Source organism: Bacillus sp. YKCMOAS1 (assembly GCF_030268125.1).
Taxonomy (GTDB): Bacteria; Bacillota; Bacilli; order Bacillales; family Bacillaceae; genus Bacillus; species Bacillus safensis.
In genome coordinates, this window is sequence record NZ_BSEI01000002.1 from 255106 (window position 1) to 270721 (window position 15616).

Genomic DNA, 15616 nt, shown 5'->3' on the forward strand with positions numbered 1-15616 from the left:
TACAATAAGAGAACATGATATCTGTACCGGTACAAGGAGGAAAAGGCGTGAGGAAATATGATCAGCTTGTATTGAGTTTAAAAGGAAAAATGGATTCTGGTGAGTACAGTGCTGGGATGAAAATTCCATCCATTCGCCACTTAGCGGCTCAATATGCAGTGAGTAAAAGCACTGTCATCAAAGCGCTACACACATTGGAGCGTGAACATCTGCTGTATTCTGTAGAAAGAAGCGGCTATTATGTCGTGAAAACGAAGCAGCCAGCAGGCAAGCAGGATGGCACATGGATTGATTTTGCTTCCTCTGCACCTGATCCCGTTGTGTTTCCATATGTCGATTTTCAGCACTGCATCAACCAAGCAATCGATTTGTATCAAAATGACTTATTTATTTACGGCACAGCCAACGGCTTACCATCCCTGCTGCCAGTCATTTCAAAGCGATTAATGGATTATCAAGTGTTTGCTCATCCAGAACAGATTGTCATGACCTCTGGCATACAGCTCGCTTTATCCATTTTAAGCACCATCCCTTTTCCGAATGGAAAACAAACCATACTAGTCGAACAGCCGGGTTATCACTTATATCTCCAATATTTAGAGAAAAACCAATTGCCTGTACGCGGAATTCAGCGGACGGAAAAAGGGATCGATCTGATCGAATTAGAGCGTATCTTTCGAGAAGAGGAGATTCGTTTTTTCTATACGATGCCACGATTTCAAAACCCGCTTGGAACGAGTTTATTAAAGCAAGAAAAAAGAGCGATAGCAGCCCTTGCCGAGAAATATGATGTCTACATTGTTGAGGATGATTATATAGCAGATTTAGAATTCGACACAAAAAGAGACCCGATCTATTCATACGATCAGGCAGGAAAGGTTATTTATTTGAAAAGCTTTTCGAAAATCATTTTTCCAGGGCTTCGAACAGGAGCGGTCGTCTTACCTGAAGAACTGATTACTCCTTTTAGCGAACACAAACGGCTCATTGATATCGATAGCTCCATGTTGTCTCAGGCAGCTTTAGAAATATATTTAAAAAGCGGGATGTTTGAGCGGCATAGAGACAGAATGCGGGCGAGCTATCGAAATCGCTCCAAGCAGCTCGTAGCAAGTTTAAAAAATGATCAGGGCGCTTATCAGCTGGGAGAATGGGAGCCTGCTACCCATACACATGTACGTGTCGACCGGTCGATTCCAATGAACCAGCTCATTCAGCAGCTGAAAAAGGCATCTGTTTCCATTCAGCCAATTGACCGTCATTACCTGCAGGCCTATCAAAAGGACCCGATTTTTCAGCTAAACATCTGGCAGGTGAAAGAAGAGCAGATCACACGCGGAGTCGATCTATTAAAGACGGTATTTCAGCAAATCACACGTTATTAAAGGCGGGACAGTACATCACTGCAAGTGAGTCTCTCAACGCTATCAGCCGCAGCAGACTTTCGTGTGCATACCGCCATTTGGTAGGCAGGGTCAAGTGAATATGTTTGAACAAAGCAAGGCGTTTCATGATCAGGTAATGTCAACGTAGCCTGTCCATCCTCTGAAAGACGGGCTGTAAAGGACGAAAGACCATAGGATAATCCTTTTCCAGTCAGTTTGATAAAAGCCTCCTTCATTGACCATAGATGAAAGAAATAGGCTTCCTGCCGCTCTGCCGGCTGTGAGAGTAAATCCTGATACTCATCCGCTGAAAAAAATCGCTTGGCAATCGCCAGATCAATAGGTTTGATTTCCTCAATATCAATGCCAACAGGTGCATCATCTACTGCGCAAACGACCCAATCGCCAGAATGAGAAAGATTAAAATGAAAAGAAGGAAGCTGCCGGACGACAGGTTTGCCATTGCCCTCAGTTTCAAAAACGATCTGATCCATAGGCAGATCGTACATATCATGAATCGTTTGACGAACCAGCACCTCACCTAACAAGGTTCTTCTGGCATCGATTAAAAAACGAAAGCGATCAGCCGCTGCACGCTTTTCAGATGACACAAAGGACTTCAAACGCTCTATTTGTTGTTGTGAATTGATTTCATCTAAGTGTTGTAATTGGATAGCAAATATCTTCATAACGAACCTCTAATTTTTTACATTCATTGTACCATTGGAGAGTGACGTGCAAAAGGGTCCATTAACGTAAAAAAGACAGCGAGCCTCGCGGCTTTTACGTCTGTTTCATAATGTGTACACCATTCGGATCAATTGTCTCCATTTTATCAATATCCGTCATGACCACATCAAGCAGGGAAAGGCGTTCTCCTTTTTGCCAGTGAATGGGCTGATTCAAGGGTGATAGCAGCTGATCCACTTTAGGTGTCTGTGACAAATCAGCAGCAGCAATTGTCATAGCAAGCAGCGCATCGTTTCCAGTTTCAATGACATCTGTACGCCGCTGTAATTCAAGCCTTAGACGAAGAGGTGTCGAAAGAAACGTTCTCCGTTCTCCTTCTTGGACAGACCAGTTTAATTCTTTAGCTTGTGCAAGCAGCTGATCATATTCTTCGTTTGAGACAAGAAAGCCGATGTGATCAAACAAGACTTTTTTACTATATCCGAATGTGATATTGATCTGACCTTTTCTCATTTCAATGATTCGAAAGGTTGGCTGCTTATCTCTAAAATCATCCCATGTGAGCGGGGGATGAAAGGAACCATCCTTTGTGAAACGTCCTTTTACTTCAAAGCCCAGCGAACGATACGCTTGTTCTGTCTCTTCAACAAATGGTGTCCAGTAATGATAGTGGAAAAGCTGCATGAGATCTCCACCTCCTATGTGTGAATATTCTGTTTTTTTATTTTAACACAAGAAAAGCCATTCTGATCTTAGAATGGCTTGTTCTCATCTAGTAAGGGTTTGAACAGGTTTTTCTGCTGTTTTTGTAATGAGCAGCTGCAGGAGTCGTGTTGATTGCGGCAAGGAGAAACGAAGGACAAGACCTGTGAAGATCGCAGTCAAAATCGTTCCAATGCCGATCGGTCCGCCGAGCATCCATGCAAATAAAAGCACTGTTAACTCAATGCCATTTCGAACCCACTGTACGTTCAGTCCCGTTTTCGCTGAGATGAGCAGCATTAATGAATCCCTTGGCCCAGCGCCAAGATTGGCTGAGACATAAATGCCAACACCGTATCCAGAAACTACAACACCCGTAATAAATACATATAAAGCCGGTAAATACCCATGTGGTGCAGGTAATATCGCATTAAAGAAATCAATAAACACACCAATCAGCACCATATTCAGTAAAGCGCCGATCTTTGGAAATGATTTCGTGAAAATAGAAGTCAGTGTCACAATAAGTGCACCAATGATAATGGACCATTGTCCAATTGTGAGTCCAAAATGCTGAAACAGTCCGTAGTGGAAAGCGTCCCAAGGACCAATCCCAAGGATCTTCCCTTTCACTGTCAGCGATAGTCCAAAAGCTAGTACGATCAATCCAACAAAATAAAAAAACCAACGTAAAAGATGTTCCCGCTTCAAAAGCATTCCCTTCTTTCTTAAACACTCGATTTCCATCGTAACATACTCTCACACCCCTTTAAATGGCTTTGCTCAATTGTAATCGCTTACTCCAAAAAGAATTTTTTTGATTCGTAAAGGTCAAAACATCAAAACAAACAGCAAGACTTTCGAATTGTTTTTTTTACCAAACCAAGCCATTAATTTCCTCCTTTTAAAAGAAAAAGAAAAAAATTCAATATATTTTGACAAAAAAATAATCTAAACCAATTAAAGAATAATTATCTTTAGATAGAAGAGATTGTATGTAAACCATGTCATTAGACCTGTTGGAAAATACGGAGGTTTACGATAAAAAAAGATCATTTTATTGGAAAAAACATATGCAAATCAAACGCTGAGAGGTATCTGTTACTAAAGGTCTATTTTTGTCGAAATTAGTCATTTAGTCATGTTGTTACTTTTGAAATGTTACTGATATTCTTTACCAAAGTGTGGGAGGTGAACTGGTACATACCATTACGAGATAAAGCAAGAAAAAGGGGAGGTCAAAAAATGAATATATTGAAAAGAACAAGTCAGTTATTTCTTATATTGGTGCTGATTGCTGGAAACTTATTAACGGTCTCACCAGCTGTTACAAACGCCGCTGGGACGGTTGTTGTGAACAATACGGATTCTTATATTATTGGGAGTAGACCGCTGGTTCTTCAGCAGCTTGATGGAAATAACCCAACAAACGTAAAAGCTAGTGTACAGGTGAAAGGAATCGCTGTAGGTGCAGTGAATGGTGTTGCCGTAAGTGATCGAGAAAATACTGTATATGCAACTGCAAATGCAACTTCAAATACCGCTAGCCCTATACTATATAAAATAAATGCGACTTCAGGGCAAGCAGAGAGCGTAACCTCATTACCTGAAGGTGCTACTAATGCCGTTGTGTATCAAGATAAATATATATATTCTTATGCTTCTAATGGTGAGTATTTCCTTGGAACGTACGATTTAGTTACGGGTAAAAAAACAGCAAAAAAAATCGTAGGCTATGACATTGGGTCTGGTGTTGGCGGAGACCTTGTCGTTGATAAGGACGGTTATCTTTGGTTCGCATCAAATGGCAGTGGGGCCATTGCGCAAATGAACCCTAATACAGCAGAGGTCATTCGTGTCATTCCAATTAAAAATGCGGATGGTAAAACGATTGACGGAGGCGTTCGGGGGATTAGCTTTTTGCCCAATGGACAAATGCTATTACAGTCTGGATTAAATGATTCTATTGGTCATTCCACTCTTTTTACACTTGATGCGAAAACATTAAGTACAACTTATATGGGCACTGTAGGTGATTCATTATCTTACGACCTAGCTTCACGTGTAAAACCAGAATTTGATCCATATCCGCCAGAGCTTGAATCGGAAAAATCAGTTGTCTTACAGAAAAAAGCAGAGGGCAACACGGATGAGAAGCATCCAGAAGTAGGCGATACCCTTCTTTATACAATTAGAGCCAAAAATACAATACAATACGGCATTCTTAAAAATCTAATCATTTCAGATCAGCTTCCAAGCAGTTTAAGCTATGTTGCAGGCTCACTTAAGGTAGATGGTGCCAGTGTCACAGATGCAAAAGATCAAGACAAAGGTGATTATACAAACGGCACTGTTGCAGGACAAGTAGGTGACGTGAAAGATACCGATTGGCACACTGTGACATTTGAAGCGACAGTAGGAAAAGGTCAGGCAGGCAAGGATATTAAAAATACTGCCAATGTAAAAGGGGAGAACACACCACCAGGCAATCCAACAACAAACATAGAAATCTATCCTAGAGATCCTAAGCTTGAATCAGAAAAATCAGCGGTCTTGCAGAAAAAAGCAGAGGGCAACACAGATGAGAAGCATCCAGAAGTAGGCGACACATTGCTTTATACCATCCAAGCCCGTAATGCTGTTGAAGATAGCTTCATTGAAGATCTTGTCATTTCTGATAATTTACCTCAAGGGTTATCATATGTACCAAATTCACTTCAGGTAGATGGAAATCCAGTCACGGATACAAAAGATGATGACAACGGCGATATAACAGATGGAACTGTTACTGGAACATTCGGTGAAGTGAAAGATGCGAAATGGCATACAGTGACGTTCGAAGTGACGGTTAACAAAGGCCAGGCAGGCAAAGACATTCAAAATACAGCGAGTGTCACAGGCGGTAACACACCACCAGAGAAACCGACAACAAAAACAGAAATCTATCCTCGTGACCCGAAGCTAACATCAGAAAAATCAGCTGTCTTACAGAAAAAAGCAGATGGTAACACAGATGAGAAGCATCCAGAGGTTGGTGACACTCTTCTTTATACAATTAAAACAAAGAATACGAAAGAAGACAGTCTCGTTGAAAACTTAGTGATCTCAGATGAACTGCCGGAAGGCTTGGCATATGTACCGAATTCACTACAGGTGGATGGAGATACAGTCACAGACGCAAAGGATGACGATAACGGAGACTTTACAAACGGAGCCATTTCAGGACAATTTGGCGACATTAAGGATACAGATTGGCATACGGTGACGTTTGAAGTGACGGTTGAAAAAGGACAATCAGGCAAAGACATTCAAAATACAGCCAATGTCACAGGGGGCAACACACCACCAGATAAGCCAACAACAAAAACAGAAATCTATCCGCGAGATCCAAAGCTTGAATCAGAAAAATCAGCGGTTTTACAGAAAAAAGCAGAAGGTAACAAAGATGAGAAACATCCAGAAGTAGGCGATACCCTTCTTTATACGATTAAAACAAAGAATACGATAGAAGACAGTTTGATTAAAGATTTAGTCATTTCAGACCAATTACCAAAAGGACTGAAGTATGTCACTGGATCCCTGCAAATTGATGGAGAATCCGTCACGGACGTAAAAGACGATGATAGCGGAGACTACACAGATGGAAAGGTTACAGGATCTTTTGGTGATGTGAAGGATACGGACTGGCACAACGTGACGTTTGAAGTAACAGTTGAAAAGGGACAGGCTGGTCAAGACATTCAAAACACAGCTAGCGTCACAGGCGAAAACACACCGCCAGAAGAGCCAACAACCGAAACAAAAATTTACCCTCGTGACCCAAAACTAACATCAGAAAAATCAGCGGACATTCAAAAAAAGGCTGAGGGCAACACAGATAAAAAGACACCACAGGTCGGCGATACCCTTCTTTATACGATCAAAACAAAGAATCTTGAAGAAGACAGCATCGTCAACAATCTCGTGATTTCTGATGAACTACCAGAAGGTCTTGAATATGTCGAAGGTTCACTAAAAGTGGATGGACAAGCCGCGACAGATGCAAAAGATGAAGACAACGGAGACTACACAAAAGGCATAGTAACCGGTCAATTTGGCGATATCAAAGATACGGACTGGCATACAGTGACCTTTGAAGCGAAAGTCGCAAAAGGCCAATCAGGTAAAAGCATTCAAAACACAGCGAAAGTAACAGGCGAAAACACGCCGCCAGAAGAGCCAACAACCGAAACAAAAATTGATCCAAGAGATCCAAAGCTTGAATCAGAAAAAACATCTGAAATCTCTCAAAAAGCAGAAGGCAATACAGATGAAAAACAAGTACAGGCAGGCGACACGCTCCTTTACACCATCAAAACAAAAAATAGTGTAGAAGACAGTGTCATCAAAGATCTAGTCATCGCAGATAAACTGCCAGAAGGTCTTGAATATGTCGAAGGGTCATTAAAAGTAGATGGACAAGCCGCGACAGATGCAAAAGATGACGACAATGGAGATTACACAAAAGGCACAGTAACCGGTCAATTTGGCGATATCAAAGATACGGACTGGCATACAGTGACTTTTGAAGCGAAAGTCGCAAAAGGCCAATCAGGTAAAAGCATTCAAAACACAGCGAAAGTAACAGGCGAAAACACGCCGCCAGAAGAGCCAACAACCGAAACAAAAATTGATCCAAGAGATCCAAAGCTTGAATCAGAAAAAACATCTGAAATCTCTCAAAAAGCAGAAGGCAATACAGATGAAAAACAAGTACAGGCAGGCGACACCCTCCTTTACACCATCAAAACAAAAAATAGTGTAGAAGACAGTGTCATCAAAGATCTAGTCATCGCAGATAAACTACCGGAAGGTCTTGAATACGTCGAAGGATCATTAAAAGTAGATGATCAAGCTGTCACAGATGCAAAAGATGATGACAACGGAGACTACACAAAAGGTACGGTGAATGGTCAATTTGGGGATATCAAAGATACCAAATGGCATACAGTCACATTTGAAGCGAAGGTTGCCAAAGGATCTGAAGGGAAAACCATTCAAAATATTGCAGTCGTAAGTGGTGAGAATGTAGACGATCCAGACAAACCTGAAAACTCAACAACTGTAGAACCACCGCATAAGCCAGAAGTGCCAGCAAATCCAGATACGCCTACTAATTCAGATACGCCTTCTAGTTCAGAAACGGAGACACCTGGTCATCATCTTCCGAATACTGCAACTGCGATGTACAACCTTTTACTAGCAGGTTTTGCACTCGTATTAATAGGTGCAGCTCTTATCGTCTGGAACAGAAGAAAAAGAAACGGATAACCGGTCATGTTTCAAAAATTCATCTCAGCGATATTGATCATAGCAGGGCTTTGTCTTGCGATTGTAGGATATTTGAATATCGTTGATGGACAAAAAGAAGTAGGTCAGTCATTTCAGTATGCACAAGCAGCCATTCAGCAAAAGGGGAAAACAGATTCCCCTTTTGCGCCGCAGACTGGTGAAGCGATTGGGCTTTTGCACATCCCAAAGCTAAAAGCTGAGTTACCGATTGTAGAAGGAACAGATGCAGATGATTTAGCAAAAGGCGTTGGTCACTTTCACGAGAGTTATTTTCCAAACGAGCACGGACAAATCGTTTTATCAGGGCACCGTGATACGGTGTTTAGACGAACAGGAGAACTTGTGAAGGGAGATCAACTGATTATTGAGCTTTCATATGGACGTTTTGTCTATGAAATCGAGAAAACAAAGATAGTGAAGAAAGATGATCAAACAATTATTACGTTACAACAGGAAAAGGAAGAACTTATCCTCACCACATGTTACCCTTTTTCTTATATTGGTCCTGCACCAAACAGATATATCATATATGGGAAGCGTATTTAGTCACTGGAACAGCCTGCAGATTAACCGATTTGATCGCTTAATCCCTTCATATAGAGGGAATTGTCTATATCATATCTAGTGATGCAGGAGGGGGCAATTTGTTAAATAACGATTATGTTAAATATATAGATAAATTTGGGAGAATTGTTCTTCCGACAGAGATGAGAAAACGGTTGAACATTCATCCGCAAGATTTTATGGAGATTTATCGAGAAGAAGATCAAATAGTGATGAAGCCGTATTGGCAGGACAAACCTTGTATCGTAACAGGGCAAGTGACGTGTTCCAATAAGGTGCTATCCGGCGGTGTGGTCATCAGTCCAGAGGGAGCAAGGCTGCTCCTGCAAGATTTACTGGCGCTTCGCCTGCAAAAAGAGATATAAAAAAAGGCTGTCCTCACCACGTGAGAACAGCCTTTTTTCATCATACTGGATTCAAAATCCGGTTTAAGAATTGTTTTGTACGTTCTTCCTTTGGTCGTTTGAAGATTTCTTCCGGAGGACCTTGTTCGACGATGACGCCGCCATCAATAAAAATCACTTCGTCTGCTACTTCTTGGGCAAACTTGATTTCATGTGTGACAACCGCCATGGTCCATCCTTCCTTCGCTAGATCCTTCATGACCTTTAAAACTTCCCCGACAAGCTCAGGGTCAAGCGCAGAAGTTGGTTCATCAAAAAGCATAAGCTCTGGCTGAATGGCAAGTGCACGGGCAATGCCGACACGCTGCTTTTGACCGCCTGAGAGCTGAAATGGATACAGGTCTTTTTTATCCTCAAGACCGACCTTTTGCAAGAGCTGAATGGCTTCTTTTCGAACCATTTCCTTTGGACGGCGCTGCACCTGGACAGGACCTTCCATTACATTTTCAAGCACTGTACGGTGAGGAAACAGGTGATAATCTTGAAATACCATTCCTGATTTCCGGCGTAGCTTTAGCAGATCAGCTGATTTATTTTTTTTCGAAAAATCAATCGAGAAATCATCGAAGGTAAAGGAGCCGCCATTTGGTATTTCAAGTGCATTTAAACAGCGAAGCATCGTTGTTTTCCCAGAACCAGATGGACCGAGAATGGCCACAACCTGCCCTTTATTGATCGAAAAATCAATCGACTTTAAAATCTCATTTTCACCAAAGGATTTCTTGAGACCTTTGACTGTTAGCATGTCGTTCCCTCCTTACCTTGCGACATATCGATCAAGTCGTTTTTCAATTTGATGCTGAACGAGCGATAGAATGAAGCAGAATACCCAATAGATGAGGGCTGCTTCCATATAAATAAACAAGATCTGATCCAAGTTTGCCGCAGCAATCTCCTGTGATTTACGGAACATCTCTGCCACGAGAATTTGGGAGGCAAGGGATGTATCCTTCACCAAACTAATGAATGAATTAGACAGCGGTGGAATCGATACACGCACAGCCTGCGGTAAAATCACGCGGACGAGCGTTTTGCGATGCGTCATTCCGATTGAATAACCAGCTTCCCATTGTCCTTTTGGAACAGACAGGACGGATGCACGGATAATTTCCGACGCATACGCACCTACGTTTAAAGAAAAAGCAATAATGGCACTTGGATATGGATCCAATGTGATATTAAATGTTGGAAAGAAATAGAAAATAATAAACAATTGCACAAAAAGCGGTGTTCCGCGAACGGCCGACACGTAGATGGAGAAAATCCATCTGAGGGCTTTAATTTTAGACATTCTCGCAAGAGCTGTCACAAGCGCGATAAAAATACCAATAATAAAGGCAATGATGGCGAGGGGAATTGTATAATAAATCCCCTGCATCACCATTGGCCAAAAAGATTGCTGAAGAAGATCCCAAGGAATGACGACTCCTAGGATGTTATTTTGTAACATCTTCACCAAACCATTTCTTAGAAATCTTAGCGAGTGTACCGTCTTTTTTCATTTCTTTTAATGCGCCATTCACTTTGTCAACGACTTCGCCGCTGCCTTTTCTGAATGCGAAATAAGTTTCTTGAGGATCTCCTGTTTCAAATGCAACTTTTAGGTTTTTGTTACCGCTTGTTTTCAAGTAATTCAATACAGCCAATTTGTCATTGAACGTCAAATCAGCACGTCCTTGCTGAATCAATTGAATGGATTGTGCAAGACCTTCGACGCCTTCGATCTTAGCACCAGCATCTGTTGCTAGTTTGTTGTAGTTACTTGTTAACGATTGTGCTGCTTTTTTGCCTTTAACATCAGATAGTTTCTTGATGTCATTGTTATCTGATTTTGTCACAACAATAGCTTGAGATGTCGTGTATTTATCAGAGAAATCGTATTGATTTTCACGGCCAGTTTTCCCAACTTGGTTCGCTACCACGTCAAAACGTTTTGCATTCAGTCCAGCAAACATACTGTCCCATTGTGTTTCTTTGAATTCAGGTTTTAAGTCAAGGCGTTTTGCTACTTCAGTGATGACTTCTACATCGTAGCCAGTTAATTTATCTGTCTTTTTGTCATGGAAAGTGAAAGGAGCATAAGTACCCTCAGTTCCAATGGTTAATACACCTTTATCCTGAATGGATTTCCAAAGGTCTCCTGATTCCTTAGACCCAGATTGTTTATTCGCGTTGTCGCTTGCACCAGATCCACATGCCGTGATCAATGCAACACAAACGCCTAAAATAATGGCAAAGAACATTTTTTTCATTTTATTCCCCACTTTTCTTGTTGGTATTTACAACATATGATCTTACAGAGAAGCAACCTAAAAGTAAAGCATTTGAAACTAGCTTGAGCGAATCTCACCAACTTTATGCCTGCAAATGGTCGAACGGACAAACGTAGAACTATACCCTAATCAAAAAATGAATAAAACCAAATGCATGATCAAGAATGTTAGATAACCTATTTAATGGTAAAATTTGTTGTAATGAGCTCTCTAAGAAAATGAAGTGGTCCTACAGTGAACGAAAGGGAAGTGTGATCATTTGCATACATCGAAACAAAAACCTGTCATGATCTTAATACACGAAATATACGGAATAAATGATCATATGAAGAGTATGATCCATTATTTCGACAAAGCGGGTTTTGAGGTTTATTGTCCTCATTTATTAGGACAGGCGAAACAATTCTCCTATGTCGAAGAGAAAGAGGCATACGGCTATTTTATGAATAAAGTTGGTTTTGATGAGCCGATAATGAGCGTACTGAATGTGGCAAAAGAGTTAAAAACGAAGAATGCCGCGATAGACATATTTCTGTTAGGTTTTAGTGTGGGGGCAACCATTGCTTGGCGATGCAGTCAATATGAGCAGTTGTTTACCGGAGTCATTGGGTTTTATGGTTCAAGGATCAGAGATGACATTGATCTTGTGCCTGCCTGCAAAACGCTGTTATTTTTCCCGGAAGTCGAAGCATCCTTTAACCCCCAGGAGCTTGCGAGTGTTTTGGGGAAAAAGGAAAAACTTCGCGTGACAATAGTAGAGGGAGAGCATGGATTCGCGAATCCATATTCCACGGCTTTTCACGCTGAATCGAAAAATCACTGTTTTCAGGAAATAGATGATTTTATCAAAGGGTGTTTGTTAAAAGAATGAGGTGAAACCAGTGTGTGAAGATGAGGTGCCATGCTGGTTTTTTGTGCAAATATTTTGGGTTCGATTAAATGATCAAATCTACCTCATATTTGTGCGAACATTACTAAAATAAAGACTTTGAGACAGTGACCATAGAAGGAAGCATATTTATTATAAAAGATGTATAATTAGTAGGTTGTTTTGAAAATGGAATGAATCACATGGAGACATGTTTTGATAACAGAGCATCTTAGAAGAAGGAGGGCATCATTGTGGATGTTGGACAAAATCAGCCTGATCAATTGAAAAGGGCGATGACCTCCCGCCATTTATTTATGATTTCACTTGGCGGTGTCATTGGGACAGGCTTTTTCTTAGGAACGGGCTATACGATTGGACAAGCAGGGCCAGTCGGAGCTGTTCTTTCATATATTGTGGGCGGATTGATCATGTATTTAACCATGCTGTGTCTTGGGGAGCTGTCGGTTGCACTTCCTGTGTCGGGGTCGTTTCATACGTATGCGACGAAATTTGTCAGCCCGGCAGCGGGTTTTGCTGTCGGCTGGATTTATTGGCTCGGCTGGGCGGCAACGGTCGCCCTTGAGTTCTTATCAGCAGGACAGCTGATGAGGCGCTGGCTACCGCAAGTAGATGTGTGGATTTGGTGTCTCATATTCGGACTCTGTCTTTTCTTATTAAATGCCCGGTCAGCGAAAGCGTTCGGGGAGTCGGAGTTTTTCTTTTCTACCATTAAGATTATTGCAATTTTACTCTTTATTGGCGTAGGCGGAGCGGCGATGTTTGGGTTTATTGATACAACGAGCGGTGAACCCGCCCCTTACTTCAGCCATTTTGTGAATGATGGGCTGTTTCCAAATGGTCTGCTTGCTGTTGTGGTTACGATGATCACGGTGAATTTTTCGTTTCAGGGAACAGAGCTGATCGGGATTGCGGCAGGAGAAAGTGAAAACCCTGAGAAAACCGTTCCCCGTTCGATTCATCAAACCGTATGGCGTACACTTGTCTTTTTCGTCTTATCTATTTTCGTCTTAGCCGGTATGGTGCCTTGGAAGGAAGCCAGTGTGCTGCAAAGTCCATTTGTTACTGTGTTTGAGAGAACGGGCATTCCTTTTGCGGCAGACATCATGAACTTTGTCATTATTATTGCTTTATTATCTGTTGCGAACTCTGGCTTGTATGCATCGACGAGAATGCTGTATTCCTTATCGAAGGAAGGAATGGCAGGAAAAGCATTTAGACGCGTCAATCAGCGCGGTATTCCGATGAATGCCTTACTGCTCACTTTCCTGTTTACAGGGATTTCGCTGTTATCCGGTTTTTTTGCAGAGAAAACGGTATTTGCCTGGATCGTGTCCATTGCCGGAATGAGTGCCCAGACAGGCTGGATCACGATTACATTATCACAGCTTCTTTTCCGTAGAAAATATTTGAAGGCAGGCGGAAAGCTGGAAAACTTAAAATTTAAAACGCCTCTTTATCCGGTGCTGCCAATCATTGCGATTACACTGAATACCATCGTGTTGGTCAGCCTTGCCTTTGATCAAGAGCAGCGCATCGGGCTATATGTCGGCGTACCGCTCATGATCATTGGATATGTTGTCTACCATCGCTATGTGAAAAAGCATCAGGCACAAAGTGAGCCGCTGAAGCTGCAAATCCATGGAGATGACGAGATTCGGTTTTAAAATCAAAAAACACTAAATTTAAGAAATTTAAAAACACCTCTGATATCAATCTGAAGGTGTTTTTTTTGAAGTGATTCTGGAAGTTCTCAACTAACAACAAAAGTTAGTTCATATCCTGCTGTTTAAAATCTTGTTGTTCAAAATTTTGGAGCTTATTCTGATATCCTACGTTATTATTACCCCAAAGCTTCTCGTAATCCCATCCTGTTAGCGCTTTCAAAACACTTCTTGTTTCATCATCAGCCTGTTCCATTGAACCATTATTCTTTAACCTATTAATTTCATTAATCATAATGGAATGAGTTTTCTTAGATAATTTAAATTTAAATGAAATAACTAAACTAATACCGACTAGCCCTACAGTTCCGAAAAACAGAATACCTACAATCCCATTTATTGCTGTAGTAGACTGTGTCGTCGCGTTTGCAACGAATCCACTTTCCTGTAAAATAACTCCTACCAAGAATGTGGCTAAAGCTGTAGTACTCTTGCGTGTAAAAGTCATAATACCTGCAAATATTCCTTCTCTTCTTTTACGAGTGACCATTTCATCTACATCAGGAATGAAAGTGTAAATATTCCATGGTATATAATATAATCCACTCTTTCCGATACCTAAGATAAAAGAGAAAGCATACAGCGCTATAATCATATAAGTTGGTTGTGTGAAGTATAAAAATATATAACCACTGATACATGTAATAATAGCAGTATAAGATATTTTCAAAGATGGCGCAGGACCTATTTTAATCACGAGCCAACCAAACAATATTGTACATACCATTTGAAGTAATGAACCAATAGATAATAAATCGGCTGCGAGCACTGCATCTTTATTTAAAGAAAACACAACAAAGTAGACAAAGACAGCGTTTAAAATATCCATGGCAGTAAACGAGCAAATATACATCGTGAGGTGCTGACGGAAACTTCTAATTCTAAAAGTAGATGTTAAGTCAATGATGACTTTTTTTATGGATTCTATAGCAGGTACTTTTTCTACACCATCAGGTTCTATCATGTCTTCTTCTATTTTACGTTCCCATGTTGTTCTATGTGTAATTAATAATGAAGCCATAAAAATAAAGGTGAAGATAATCCCATTGTAGAGAAAAACTTGCGGTGAATCTTTTCCGAATATTTCGAATAATCTGCCTGGAATAAAGGTAGCTAAAAATGTTCCTAGTCCTGAATAGATTAATCTTATTGTTGAGAGCTTGGTCCGTGCATTAAAATCATTCGTCATTTCAGCTCCAAGTGTTTCAAATGGAATTAATACCATTGCTGCAAGGAATTCTAACAAAATATAAACCGTTAAATAGTACCAGTAATTCATATCTGAAATCCAAAGAAGGGAATAAATAACCATCAAAGGGCTTCCAACTAGCAAAAAGAACCTGCGTCTTCCAAATTTTTTCCCAAGTTTTGTACGACCAAAATTGTCAGTGATATGGCCCATAAGTGGGCTTGCTAAAGCATCAATAATACGAGCAATTGCAATAATAGATCCTGCTTCAACAGGGGTAAGACCACAGTATGTAATGAAAAAATATAACATCCATGCGCCTATGATAGCGAATGCTCCCCCTCCAAATAAATCCATTGTTCCATAACCAAGATAATTTTTGAGTGTTAGTTTCCTGCTCTCAGTCCGCATTCTTATTTCTCCTTTCCAAGCCTACTTATAAATTTAAAAAAACATATAAAATAA

General features: G+C 40.8%; 13 protein-coding genes. 6 read left to right on the forward strand and 7 right to left on the reverse strand.

The window, feature by feature from the left end; translation table 11 throughout:
* Positions 1–47 precede the first annotated feature (47 nt).
* The gene (locus tag QSJ46_RS06125; RefSeq protein WP_285604459.1) at positions 48–1385 is read left to right on the forward strand and encodes an aminotransferase-like domain-containing protein; all 1338 of its coding nucleotides are present in this window, start codon (positions 48–50) and stop codon (positions 1383–1385) included.
* On the opposite strand, the gene QSJ46_RS06130 is transcribed toward QSJ46_RS06125, so the two are convergent.
* From QSJ46_RS06130 to QSJ46_RS06140, 3 genes are all read right to left on the reverse strand, one after another.
* Positions 1382–2074, reverse strand: coding sequence for a 4'-phosphopantetheinyl transferase family protein (locus QSJ46_RS06130; RefSeq protein ID WP_285604460.1), 693 nt, complete (start codon positions 2072–2074; stop codon positions 1382–1384). The genes QSJ46_RS06125 and QSJ46_RS06130 overlap by 4 nt on opposite strands.
* A 94-nt stretch (positions 2075–2168) precedes the next feature.
* Positions 2169–2759: a hypothetical protein gene (locus QSJ46_RS06135; RefSeq protein WP_212040584.1), complete on the reverse strand. Its 591-nt coding sequence runs from the start codon at positions 2757–2759 to the stop codon at positions 2169–2171.
* Between the two features lie 84 nt (positions 2760–2843).
* The gene (locus tag QSJ46_RS06140; RefSeq protein WP_041089049.1) at positions 2844–3488 is read right to left on the reverse strand and encodes a YczE/YyaS/YitT family protein; all 645 of its coding nucleotides are present in this window, start codon (positions 3486–3488) and stop codon (positions 2844–2846) included.
* Positions 3489–4022: 534 nt separating this feature from the next.
* On the opposite strand from QSJ46_RS06140, the gene QSJ46_RS06145 reads away from it, so the two are divergent.
* The 3 genes from QSJ46_RS06145 to QSJ46_RS06155 all read left to right on the forward strand — a co-directional run bounded on the left by QSJ46_RS06145 (position 4023) and on the right by QSJ46_RS06155 (position 9037).
* Positions 4023–8087, forward strand: a complete 4065-nt coding sequence (locus QSJ46_RS06145) for an isopeptide-forming domain-containing fimbrial protein (RefSeq protein WP_285604461.1) — start codon at positions 4023–4025, stop codon at positions 8085–8087.
* 6 nt (positions 8088–8093) lie between these two features.
* Entirely contained in the window at positions 8094–8654 is a 561-nt protein-coding gene (locus QSJ46_RS06150; RefSeq protein WP_285604462.1) for a class D sortase, read from the forward strand.
* Between the two features lie 98 nt (positions 8655–8752).
* Complete coding sequence (locus tag QSJ46_RS06155; RefSeq protein WP_039176465.1) at positions 8753–9037, forward strand: AbrB/MazE/SpoVT family DNA-binding domain-containing protein; 285 nt, start codon at positions 8753–8755, stop codon at positions 9035–9037.
* A 40-nt stretch (positions 9038–9077) separates the two neighbouring features.
* Here the strand turns inward: QSJ46_RS06155 and QSJ46_RS06160 are convergent, their stop codons facing one another.
* The 3 genes from QSJ46_RS06160 to tcyA are packed head-to-tail and all read right to left on the reverse strand — an operon-like array spanning position 9078 to position 11328.
* Positions 9078–9821: an amino acid ABC transporter ATP-binding protein gene (locus QSJ46_RS06160; RefSeq protein WP_041089051.1), complete on the reverse strand. Its 744-nt coding sequence runs from the start codon at positions 9819–9821 to the stop codon at positions 9078–9080.
* A gap of 12 nt (positions 9822–9833) precedes the next feature.
* On the reverse strand, positions 9834–10526 hold the full coding sequence (locus QSJ46_RS06165; RefSeq protein WP_024424286.1) for an amino acid ABC transporter permease: 693 nt from the start codon (positions 10524–10526) through the stop codon (positions 9834–9836).
* Complete coding sequence (gene tcyA / locus QSJ46_RS06170; protein ID WP_024424285.1) at positions 10513–11328, reverse strand: cystine ABC transporter substrate-binding lipoprotein TcyA; 816 nt, start codon at positions 11326–11328, stop codon at positions 10513–10515. Before tcyA ends, QSJ46_RS06165 begins: the two co-directional genes overlap by 14 nt.
* 280 nt (positions 11329–11608) lie before the next feature.
* On the opposite strand from tcyA, the gene QSJ46_RS06175 reads away from it, so the two are divergent.
* A complete protein-coding gene (locus tag QSJ46_RS06175) occupies positions 11609–12220 on the forward strand; it encodes a dienelactone hydrolase family protein (protein ID WP_047202711.1) in 612 nt (203 codons plus the stop codon).
* A gap of 251 nt (positions 12221–12471) precedes the next feature.
* Positions 12472–13905: an amino acid permease gene (locus QSJ46_RS06180; protein WP_080967161.1), complete on the forward strand. Its 1434-nt coding sequence runs from the start codon at positions 12472–12474 to the stop codon at positions 13903–13905.
* Between the two features lie 103 nt (positions 13906–14008).
* Here the strand turns inward: QSJ46_RS06180 and QSJ46_RS06185 are convergent, their stop codons facing one another.
* On the reverse strand, positions 14009–15562 hold the full coding sequence (locus QSJ46_RS06185; protein WP_285604463.1) for an MFS transporter: 1554 nt from the start codon (positions 15560–15562) through the stop codon (positions 14009–14011).
* Between the last annotated feature and the right edge of the window lie 54 nt (positions 15563–15616).